Here is a 10,341-nt window from a genome sequence, read left to right as displayed (position 1 = left end):
TGACCTCGCCCTTGAGGACACCGGCCTGCAGGGAGGCGCCGATGGCGACGACCTCGTCGGGGTTGACGCCCTTGTTGGCCTCCTTGCCGCCGGTCAGCTCCTTGACCAGCTCGGAGACGGCCGGCATACGGGTGGAACCACCGACCAGGACGACGTGGTCGATCTCGGAGACCGAGATGCCCGCGTCCTTGATGACGTTGTTGAACGGGATCTTGCAGCGCTCCAGCAGGTCCTGGGTGAGCTGCTGGAACTGGGCGCGGGTGAGCTTCTCGTCCAGGTGCAGCGGGCCCTCGGCCGAGGCCGTGATGTAGGGCAGGTTGATGGTGGTCTCGGTCGAGCTGGACAGCTCGATCTTCGCCTTCTCCGCCGCCTCGCGCAGGCGCTGGAGGGCCATCTTGTCCTTGGAGAGGTCCACGCCGTGGGCGTTCTGGAACTGCTTGACCAGGTAGTCGACGATCCGCTGGTCCCAGTCGTCGCCGCCGAGCTGGTTGTCGCCGTTGGTGGCCTTCACCTCGACGACGCCGTCGCCGATCTCCAGCAGCGACACGTCGAAGGTGCCGCCGCCGAGGTCGAAGACCAGGATCGTCTGGTCGTCCTTCTCCAGGCCGTAGGCGAGGGCCGCGGCGGTCGGCTCATTGACGATGCGCAGCACGTTCAGACCGGCGATCTCACCGGCCTCCTTGGTGGCCTGGCGCTCGTGGTCGTTGAAGTACGCCGGGACGGTGATCACCGCGTCGGTGACCTTCTCGCCCAGGTACGCCTCGGCGTCCCTCTTCAGCTTCTGCAGCACGAAGGCGCTGATCTGCTGTGGGTTGAAGTCCTTGCCGTCCAGGTTGATCTTCCAGTCGGTGCCCATGTGGCGCTTGACCGACCGGATCGTCCTGTCGACGTTGGTGACGGCCTGGCGCTTGGCCACCTCACCGACCAGGACCTCACCGTTCTTCGCGAAGGCCACAACGGACGGCGTGGTCCTGGCGCCCTCGGCGTTGGCGATGACGGTGGGCTCACCGCCTTCCAGAACACTGACGACGGAGTTCGTCGTACCCAGGTCGATGCCGACCGCACGTGCCATTTCGGATTCCTCCACCTCATGCCTTGAGCAGAACTGACTCAAGGGTGCAGCAGAGGGAGGACATCGTCAAGAGAGCTGAGTCATGTCGGCTCAAGTCTCTTCCAACACCCTGACTCAAAACGGGTTTTGCCCGTACGGCGGCCGGCCCAGGAGATGACACGTCCGCCCGGGCCGCCGAGTTCCCCGCGGGCGGCACGACCCCGGTCGCGGGACGGCCGGCGGGCTCGGGCCGCGGAGAGCCGGGAAGAGCACCGCGGCGGCGGCGACCGGATCCGCCTTCCCCGCGTGCGGGAACCCCGCCCGTGACGACCCGGCTCATCCCTTTCTATCGCATTTCCTGTTATTTCAGGGGAGAGGCGATCTATAGGATGGCTCTGCCCGGACGCGTCCCCGCCTCCGGCCGCCACCCCCGGCGCCGCTCCGTAAGGGCGCCCTCAGCGACACAGATCACCGTCCGGGCGTCTACAGGGGCCGTCCGTCAGTGGGTACTCTCGAACAGATCGGATAAGTTACCGCTTAGTAAGCTTGCAGCAGCAGGCACCGCCCCCGCAGGTTCGAGGAGCCGTCATGCAACTCGCCGCGATCGTCGTCTCGCTGGTCATCACCGCGGTCGGCGTTGCGCTTTTCGTCCGCGCCATCGCGCAGATCTACCGCTTCGTCAAGCTCGGCCAGGCGGTGCCCGCGGGCAGCCGCACCGACCAGCCCAAGCAGCGCACGATCACCCTGGTCAAGGAGTTCCTGGGCCACACCAGGATGAACCGGTGGGGGATCGTCGGCTTCGCGCACTGGTTCGTCGCCATCGGCTTCCTCACCCTGCCGCCGACCCTGGCCCAGGCCTACGGGCAGCTCTTCCAGGCCGACTTCACCCTCCCCGTCCTCGGCGGCTTCCTGCCGTTCGAGATGTACATCGAGTTCATCGGCCTGATGACGGTCGTCGGCATCCTGGTGCTGATCGCGATCCGGCTGCTCAACCTGCCCACCCGGCCCGGCCGCAAGTCCCGCTTCGCCGGCTCGACGGCCTGGCAGGCGTACTTCGTCGAGGCCGTCATCCTCACCATCGGCCTGGCGATCCTCGTGCTCCGCGGCCTGGAGGGCGCCATCCACCACGTGGAGGGCTACGAGGCGGCGTACTTCGTCTCCTACCCGCTGGTCGCGGCCTTCGACGGGCTGGACGCCGGCACCCTCCAGAACCTGATCTACTTCACGGCCATGATCAAGATCAGCGTCTCGCTGATCTGGATGACCGTCGTCGGCCTCAACACCGACATGGGCGTCGCCTGGCACCGCTTCCTGGCCTTCCCCAACATCTGGTTCAAGCGGAACGCGGACGGCTCCACCGCCCTCGGCCCGCTCCAGCCGATGACGTCCGGCGGCAAGCCGATCGACTTCGAGGACCCGGGCGAGGACGACGTCTTCGGCGTCTCCCAGGTCGAGCAGTTCTCCTGGAAGGGCCTGCTGGACTTCTCCACCTGCACCGAGTGCGGACGCTGCCAGTCGCAGTGCCCCGCCTGGAACACCGGCAAGCCGCTCTCGCCGAAGCTGCTGATCATGTCGCTCCGCGACCACGCCCACGCCAAGGCCCCGTACCTCCTCGCGGGCGGCGGCAAGACCATGGAGGGCGAGGAGAAGGCAAGCGAGGAGCAGCTCAGGGACGTTCCCGCCGCCGCTCTCGCCGAGGCCGAGCGGCCGCTGGTCGGGACGCTGGAGGAGAACGGCGTCATCGACCCGGACGTGCTGTGGTCCTGCACCACCTGCGGCGCCTGCGTGGAGCAGTGCCCGGTGGACATCGAGCACGTCGACCACATCGTCGACATGCGCCGCTACCAGGTGATGATCGAGAGCGCCTTCCCGAGCGAGGCCGGGACGATGCTCAAGAACCTGGAGAAGAAGGGCAACCCCTGGGGCCTGGCCAAGAAGCAGCGGCTGGAGTGGACCAAGGAGGTCGACTTCGAGGTCCCGGTCGTCGGCAAGGACATCGAGGACCTGTCCGAGGTCGAGTACCTGTACTGGGTCGGCTGCGCGGGCGCCCTGGAGGACCGCGCCAAGAAGACCACCAAGGCCTTCGCCGAGCTGCTGCACATCGCGGGCGTGAAGTTCGCGATCATGGGCGGCGACGAGAAGTGCACCGGTGACTCCGCCCGCCGCCTGGGCAACGAGTTCCTCTTCCAGCAGCTCGGCGCCGAGAACGTCGCGGCCCTGAACATGGCCTTCGGCGAGGACGACGAGGACGAGTCGACGAGGCTGCCGAAGTCGAAGAAGAAGATCGTCGCCACCTGCCCGCACTGCTTCAACACGATCGCCAACGAGTACCCGCAGCTCGGCGGGCACTACGAGGTGATCCACCACACCCAGCTCCTCCAGCACCTGGTGGACGAGGGCAGGCTGGTCCCCGTCACCCCGGTCGAGGGTCTGATCACCTACCACGACCCCTGCTACCTGGGCCGCCACAACAAGGTCTACACGCCGCCGCGCGAGATCATCGCCAAGGTGCCGGGCCTGCGGAACGAGGAGATGCACCGCCACAAGGAGCGCGGCTTCTGCTGCGGCGCCGGCGGCGCGCGGATGTGGATGGAGGAGCGGATCGGCAAGCGCATCAACACCGAGCGCGTGGACGAGGCGCTGTCGCTCAACCCCGACATCGTCTCCACCGCCTGCCCGTTCTGCCTGGTGATGCTGAGCGACTCGGTCAACGGCAAGAAGAACGAGGGCAAGGCCAAGGAGAACCTCCAGGTCGTGGACGTGGCCCAGCTCCTGCTGGACTCGGTCAGGACCCCCGCCGGCCCGGACGGCGCGGAGGACTCCGCATCGGCCCCCGAGCCCGAGCCCGCCCAGTGAGTCCGGTGACGGCCGCCGGGTGATCCGGCGGCCGTCACGTCCCGCACCGACGGCCGGTTCCGCAGCGCGCGGAACCGGCCGTCGGCGTCTTCCGCCACGGCCGGACGGCGGCACTCGGCGGCGCACGACGGCGCATCGCAGGCGCACGTAAAGCGCGCGTAAAAGGAATCTCCCATTCCGTGCAACCCTCGCGCCCCCTCGGAAGTCTGTACGGGCGCCATCTCCGCGTGAACCGGGGGTCAACTCCCGGTGACATCCGCGGGTCCGACGTCCGCCGGCCGCGGATGCCGGGCGGCACGTCCCACTCCCGTGCAGCAGGAGAGTTCCGAGTGCACAGACGTTTCCGCACCTCCCTGGCGACCGCCACCGTGGCCGCCCTCACCGGCGGCCTGCTGGCCGCCACCGCCGGTACGGCCGCCGCCGACGGCGCCCGCCCGACCGCCGACTTCAACAACGACGGCTACCGCGACATCGCCGTCTCGGCCCCCAACGCCTACGTGGACGGCAAGGAGGCCGCCGGCCAGGTCCTGGTCCTCTACGGCTCCCCGGACGGCCTCATCCGCACGTCGAAGCGCGCCGTCATCAGCCAGAACAGCTCCGGCGTCCCCGGCGCCGCCGAGACCGGCGACCAGTTCGGCTACGACACCACCGTCGCCGACTTCAACAACGACGGCTACACCGACCTCGCCGTGGGCGCCCCCGGCGAGAAGGTCGACAACGACGTCGACGGCGGCACCGTCCAGATCATCTGGGGCTCCCCGTCGGGCCTCTCCGGCGGCACCACCGTCCCCGACCCGGCGGTCTCCTCCCACGACCGCTTCGGCCGCTCCCTGGACGCCGCCGACTACAACGGCGACGACAAGGCCGACCTGGCGATCGGCTCCAGCTCCGCCACCGTCCGCGTCTACCGCGGCGGCTTCGGCAAGACCAAGGGCCAGACCGGCGGCGTCTACAGCGTCCGCCCCTCCATCGTCAGCGGCGGCGTCGGCGGCCCGCTGTCCCTCCACTCCGGCGACGTCAACGGCGACGACATCGCCGACCTGGTCGTGGACGGATTCGAGGACGACAGCGCGGAGGGCTGGAACGCCAACTACTACCTGCCCGGCTCCCCCTCCGGCCTGACCAAGACCGGTGAGGAGAAGCTCCCCGCCGGCGTCATCACCGACATCGGCGACGTCAACAGCGACGGCTTCGGCGACATCGTCATCGGCATGGAGTTCGACGCCGACGTCCCCGGCAGCAGCCCGGGCGGCAAGGTCAACATCATCAACGGCTCCGCCTCCGGCCCGGTGGGCAGGCCCCTCACCATCACCCAGGACACCCCCGGCGTGCCCGGCGGCTCCGAGACGGGCGACGCCTTCGGCGCCGAGCTGGACCTGGGCGACGTCAACGGCGACGGCCACCTCGACCTGGCCGTCGGCGCCCCCGGCGAGTCGCTGGGCGGCGAGGAGGCCACCGGCGCGGTCGTCGTCCTGTACGGCGCCGCGGACGGCTCCGGCATCACCGGAGCCGGCTCCCAGTTCATCGACCAGAGCACCGAGGGCGTCCCCGGCTCCAACGAGACCGGCGACTTCTTCGGCAGCGACGTCCACCTCGCCGACATGAACGGCGACGACAGGGCCGACCTGACCATCGGTGTCGCCGGCGAGAACGGCGGCAACGGCGGGGTCGTCACCATGCAGTCGGACAGCGCGCGGATCCGGCTGAGCGCCGGGGTCTCCTTCTCCCCCACCCTGGTGGGCATCTCCACCTCGGGCACCCCCCGCCTCGGCATCAACTTCGCCGGCTGACCCACCCCCTCCCCCGACGGGGCCCGACCCTCCCGGCCGGGCCCCGTCGCACGACTCCCCCCGCGAGCCCCCACCGGAGCCCCGCATGCGCCTGCGCACAGCCACCACCGCCGCGGCCCTCCTCGCCGCGTCGGTCCTCACCCCCCTCGTCGCGGCCTCCCCGGCCGCCGCCGCCCCCGTCCGCGGGGACGTCAACGGCGACGGCCACGCCGACGTCGTCGTCTCCGCCCCCGAGACCACCGTGGACGGGCACCGCGCCGCCGGCGCCGTGGTGGTGCACTACGGATCGGCGTCGGGCATCAAGGCCGGCAGCCGGACCGTCATCAGCCAGAACAGCCCCGGCGTGCCCGGCGCCGCCGAGGACGGCGACCGGTTCGGCGCCGCCGTCACCGTCGCCGACTACGACCGCGACGGCTACGCCGACATCTTCATCGGCGCCCCCGGCGAGGAGGTGTACGGGGACGTCGGCGGCGGATCGCTCACCGTCCTCTGGGGCTCCGCGAACGGCCCGGCCAAGGCGCAGACCGTTCCCGACCCCGCCCCCGACTGGCACGACGCCTTCGGACGCTCCTTCGCCGTGGCCGACTTCAACGGCGACGGCGACCCGGACATCGCCCTCGGCTCCGACGGCTGCACGATCCGCACCGTCCACGGCGACGGCGACCGCAGCATCCCCGAATCCCGCTGGGGCATCGGGGTGGACTGCAGCGAGCACCACGGCATCGCCTCGATGACCGTGGTGCCGAACGGGGCGAACGCCGACCTGGTCGTCACCGGGCGCGGCCGGGGCGGCGTCGACGGGCGCGGCGACGAGCCCGGCGTCTGGCTCCTGCGCGGCACCCCCCTCAACGGCGGGCTGGACCACGGTGAGGAACTCCCCGCCGGTACGTCGGTGGCCGTCGGCGACCTGGACCGGGACGGGCGGCAGGACGTGGTCATCGGGGACCCGGACACCGGGGGCGGCCGGGTGACGGTGGTCCCCGGGGGCGGCACGGCACCGCTCCTCACCCTCACCCAGGACAGCCCGGGCGTCCCGGGCGGCTCCGAGGACGGCGACCGGTTCGGCGCCTCCGTCGCCCTCGGCGACGTCGACGGGGACCGCCACCTCGACCTGCTGGTCGGCGCCCCCGGCGAGGACCTGGGGAGCGCCACCGACACCGGATCGGTCACCGTGCTGCCCGGCTCGGCCGACGGCATCACCACCACCGGCTCGCTGATGCTCGACCAGGGCAGCCCCGGCGTCCCCGGCGCCGCCGAGACCGGCGACCTCTTCGGCGCCGCCCTCCTGCTGTCCGACACCACCGGGGACGGCCGCGCCGACCCGGCCGCCGGAGCCCCCGGCGAGAACGGCGGCGTCGGCGGCCTGACCGCGCTGCGCGGCTCGGCGGACGGCATCACCACCACCGGGTCCGTGGGCTTCACCGCGGGACCCGCCGGACTGTCGTCCACGGCGAAGGGACGGTTCGGTGCCCTGCTCGCCGGCTGACCGGCTCCCCCACGCCCCCGCCCCGACCGCAGCACGGAGGAGGAACCCCATGCGTCCGCGTCCCCGCACCCGGCTCACCGCCGTCCTGGCCGCCTCGGCGGCCCTGCTCGCCACCGCCCCGCTGACCGCCGCGTCCACCGCGTACGCCGCCCCCGTCCGTCTCCACGACGACCTGAACGGCGACGGCCACCGGGACCTGGTGGTCGGCGCACCCGGCGCCACGGTGGACGGCGTGCCGTCCGCGGGGGCCGTCGTCGTGCTGTACGGCTCCGCGGACGGCCTGTCCGGCGGCCGGCGGACCGTCATCCACCAGAACTCCCCCGGCATCCCCGGCACCGCCGAGGACAGCGACCGGTTCGGCGCCTCCGTCGCCACCGGCGACCTCGACGGCGACGGCCTGCCCGACCTCGTCGTCGGCGCGGGCTCCGAGGCCATCGGCACCCGCCAGGGCGTCGGCTCGGTCACCGTCGTCTGGGGCTCGGCCGGCGGACTCGGCACGGGAACCGCCCTGCCGCAGCCCGCGTGGCGGGAGCACGTCTCCTTCGGGGAGAACCTGGCCGTCGGCGACTTCACCGGGGACGGCGCCCTGGACCTGACCGTCGCGGGCAGGGACGGCCCCTACCACTACACGGGCCCCTTCGCCCGGGACGGCGAGTCCGCCGACCGGTACCTGGACGACCGCCTCGGCACCACTCACAACGTCATCTCCGGCGACCTCGACGGCGACGGCCGCGCCGAGCGCGTCGTGCTGCCCGGCCCCGTGGACGGCGACCCCAACGGCGACGTGTACGTGGACCGGTTCGTGAACGGCGCGCTCGTCCGCACCGAACTGCCCGGCGCCGACGGGGAGGTGGGCTCCATCGGCGACATCGACGGCGACGGCTACGGCGACCTCGTCCTCGGCGCCTCCACCGACCCCGGCAGCGGCGAGACCGGACACCTCGGCGGCCAGATCAGCGTCTGGTACGGAGGTCCCGGCGGCCCCGACCCGAAGCAGCGGCCCCAGATCGTCCACCAGGACACCCCGGGCGTGCCCGGCGCCTCCGAGCGCGCCGACGCGTTCGGCTCCTCCGTCGCCGTGGGCGACGTCGACGGCGACGGCCACGCCGACGTGGCGGCCGGCGCGTTCCTGGAGGACCTCTCCGGCGAGGAGGAGGCGGGCTCGGTCACCGTGCTGTACGGCTCCGCGGACGGGCTGACGGCCGACCGCGCCGTCTCGCTCCACCAGGACACCGCCGGAGTGCCGGGCGCGGCCGAGGCGTACGACTACTTCGGCCGGTCCGTCCGCCTCGCCGACCTCACCGGGGACGGCCGCGCGGAGCTGAGCTCCGGCGTGCCCGGCGAGAACTCCGACCAGGGCTACCTCCAGGTGTTCCGGGGCGCCTCCTCCGGGGTCTCCGCCAGCGGCGTGTTCGGGCTGGCCGCGTCCGGCGCGGGGCTGTCCGGGCAGGCCTGGCTCGGCCACTCCCTCCTCCCCTGACGCCTCCCCTGACGGTTCATCCGGCGGTCCGCGGGTCCTCCGGCCCCGGCGGGATGTCACAGCTCGGCGGCAATGCCGGGCTTCCCGCCGGGGGTCCGGCTCCGCGACCGCCGGGACACGGTACGTTCGAAGGCGTGGCTGGATTCAGGATGGGACGAGGCCGGGACCCCCGGAACGCACAGCAGCACGGTCAGCACCCCCCGCGGCAGGCCCCGGGGCCGTACGGGCAGCCGACGCACGGGCAGCCACCGTACGGCCGGGGCGCGCAGCCGTACGGGCAGCCCGCCCACGGGCAGCACCGGTGGCCCCGGAGCGGCGGGGGGCCCGAGGAGCCGGAGTACTTCGGCAGCGGGCACGACCCGTACGCCGACAGTCCCGGGCACACCCAGGTGTTCAGCATCGGCGAGGCGCCCGACCACGGCCACGCCCCCCACCAGGGCGGCGGCTACACCGACGGCACCACCTACGGCGCCCACGGCGCGGGCCACCCGGCGCCGCCCGCGCCCCGGCTGCACTGGAAGCAGCTGCTGAGCGGGATCGTGCTGCGTCCCGCCGCCACCTTCTGGCAGATGCGCGACCACACGGTCTGGGGCCCGGCGCTGACCGTCACCTTCCTCTACGGCCTGTTCGCCGTCTTCGGCTTCGACCAGGCCCGTGAGGACGCGATCAACTCCACGATCTCCACGGCGATCCCGTTCGTGCTGATCACCGGGGCGGCCCTGGTGATCTCCGGTCTGCTGATGGGCGTGGTGACCCACACCCTGGCCCGCCAGCTCGGCGGCAACGGCCTGTGGGGGCCGACGGTCGGCCTGTCGATGCTGATCATGTCGATCACCGACGCCCCGCGGCTGATCCTGGCGATCTTCCTCGGCGGTGGCGCCACCATCGTCCAGGTCGTCGGCTGGGTCACCTGGCTGGCGGCGGGCGCGCTGTTCACGCTGATGGTCGGCCGTTCGCACGAACTGCCCTGGCCCAAGGCGCTGGGCGCCTCCTCCATCCAGCTGATCGCACTGCTGGTCCTGGTCAAGCTCGGCACTCTGTAGACACTCCGCGCGGACACTCACGGACCCGCCGAGGGGCGGGGAGAAGACGGGTGGGGCCCGTCCGGTGCACCGGACGGGCCCCACCCGTCTTCTCCGTCTTCTCCCCGCGCCGCCGGCGCGGGCGCGGCGGCCTCAGGCGTCGAGGACCTGCCCGTCCCGCCGCACCACGGGCGGCTCGACCGACCACGGGAAGTTGATCCAGCGATCGGTGCGCTTCCACACGTACTCGCACTTCACCAGCGACTGCGGCTTCTCGTAGATCACCGCGGACCGCACCTCGGCCACGTGCTCGGAGCAGAAGTCGTGCACCAGCTTGAGCGTTTTGCCGGTGTCGGCGACGTCGTCGGCGACGAGGACCTTCTTCTCCCGCAGGTCGACGAGGCTGGGGACCGGCGGGAGCATCACGGGCATCTCCAGCGTCTCGCCCACGCCGGTGTAGAACTCGACGTTCATGACGTGGAGGTTCTTCACGTCGAGGGCGTATCCGAGCCCGCCCGCGACGAACAGGCCGCCGCGCGCGATGGACAGGATCATGTCCGGCTCGTAGCCGTCGTCCGCGACCTCCTGCGCCAGCTCCCGGATCGCCCGTCCGAAGAGCTCGTACGTCAGGTTCTCCCGCTCCTGGCTCATGTGCC

General features: G+C 71.9%; 7 protein-coding genes. 5 read left to right on the top strand and 2 right to left on the bottom strand.

The window, feature by feature from the left end:
- Positions 1 to 1,072, bottom strand: a 1,072-nt coding sequence (locus ABD358_RS02140) for an Hsp70 family protein (RefSeq protein WP_344629034.1), incomplete at its 3' end; no start/stop codon positions are given.
- A 567-nt stretch (positions 1,073 to 1,639) separates the two neighbouring features.
- On the opposite strand from ABD358_RS02140, the gene ABD358_RS02135 reads away from it, so the two are divergent.
- The 5 genes from ABD358_RS02135 (at position 1,640) to ABD358_RS02115 (ending at position 9,706) form a co-directional block, all read left to right on the top strand.
- The gene (locus tag ABD358_RS02135) at positions 1,640 to 3,907 is read left to right on the top strand and encodes a heterodisulfide reductase-related iron-sulfur binding cluster (protein WP_344629033.1); all 2,268 of its coding nucleotides are present in this window, start codon (positions 1,640 to 1,642) and stop codon (positions 3,905 to 3,907) included.
- A gap of 329 nt (positions 3,908 to 4,236) precedes the next feature.
- Positions 4,237 to 5,697: an FG-GAP-like repeat-containing protein gene (locus tag ABD358_RS02130; protein ID WP_344629032.1), complete on the top strand. Its 1,461-nt coding sequence runs from the start codon at positions 4,237 to 4,239 to the stop codon at positions 5,695 to 5,697.
- Positions 5,698 to 5,782: 85 nt separating this feature from the next.
- Positions 5,783 to 7,183: a VCBS repeat-containing protein gene (locus ABD358_RS02125; protein WP_344629031.1), complete on the top strand. Its 1,401-nt coding sequence runs from the start codon at positions 5,783 to 5,785 to the stop codon at positions 7,181 to 7,183.
- A gap of 49 nt (positions 7,184 to 7,232) precedes the next feature.
- On the top strand, positions 7,233 to 8,663 hold the full coding sequence (locus tag ABD358_RS02120; protein WP_344629030.1) for an FG-GAP-like repeat-containing protein: 1,431 nt from the start codon (positions 7,233 to 7,235) through the stop codon (positions 8,661 to 8,663).
- A 53-nt stretch (positions 8,664 to 8,716) separates the two neighbouring features.
- Positions 8,717 to 9,706, top strand: coding sequence for a Yip1 family protein (locus ABD358_RS02115; RefSeq protein ID WP_425576215.1), 990 nt, complete (start codon positions 8,717 to 8,719; stop codon positions 9,704 to 9,706).
- Positions 9,707 to 9,838: 132 nt separating this feature from the next.
- Here the strand turns inward: ABD358_RS02115 and ABD358_RS02110 are convergent, their stop codons facing one another.
- Positions 9,839 to 10,336, bottom strand: a complete 498-nt coding sequence (locus tag ABD358_RS02110) for a phosphoribosyltransferase (RefSeq protein WP_344629028.1) — start codon at positions 10,334 to 10,336, stop codon at positions 9,839 to 9,841.
- Positions 10,337 to 10,341: the final 5 nt, after the last annotated feature.

It is taken from the genome of Streptomyces glaucosporus, from assembly GCF_039533345.1.
Lineage (GTDB): Bacteria > Actinomycetota > Actinomycetes > Streptomycetales > Streptomycetaceae > Streptomyces > Streptomyces glaucosporus.
The sequence above is the reverse complement of the archived record's forward strand: the minus strand, read 5'-3'. Positions and strand labels throughout refer to the sequence as shown.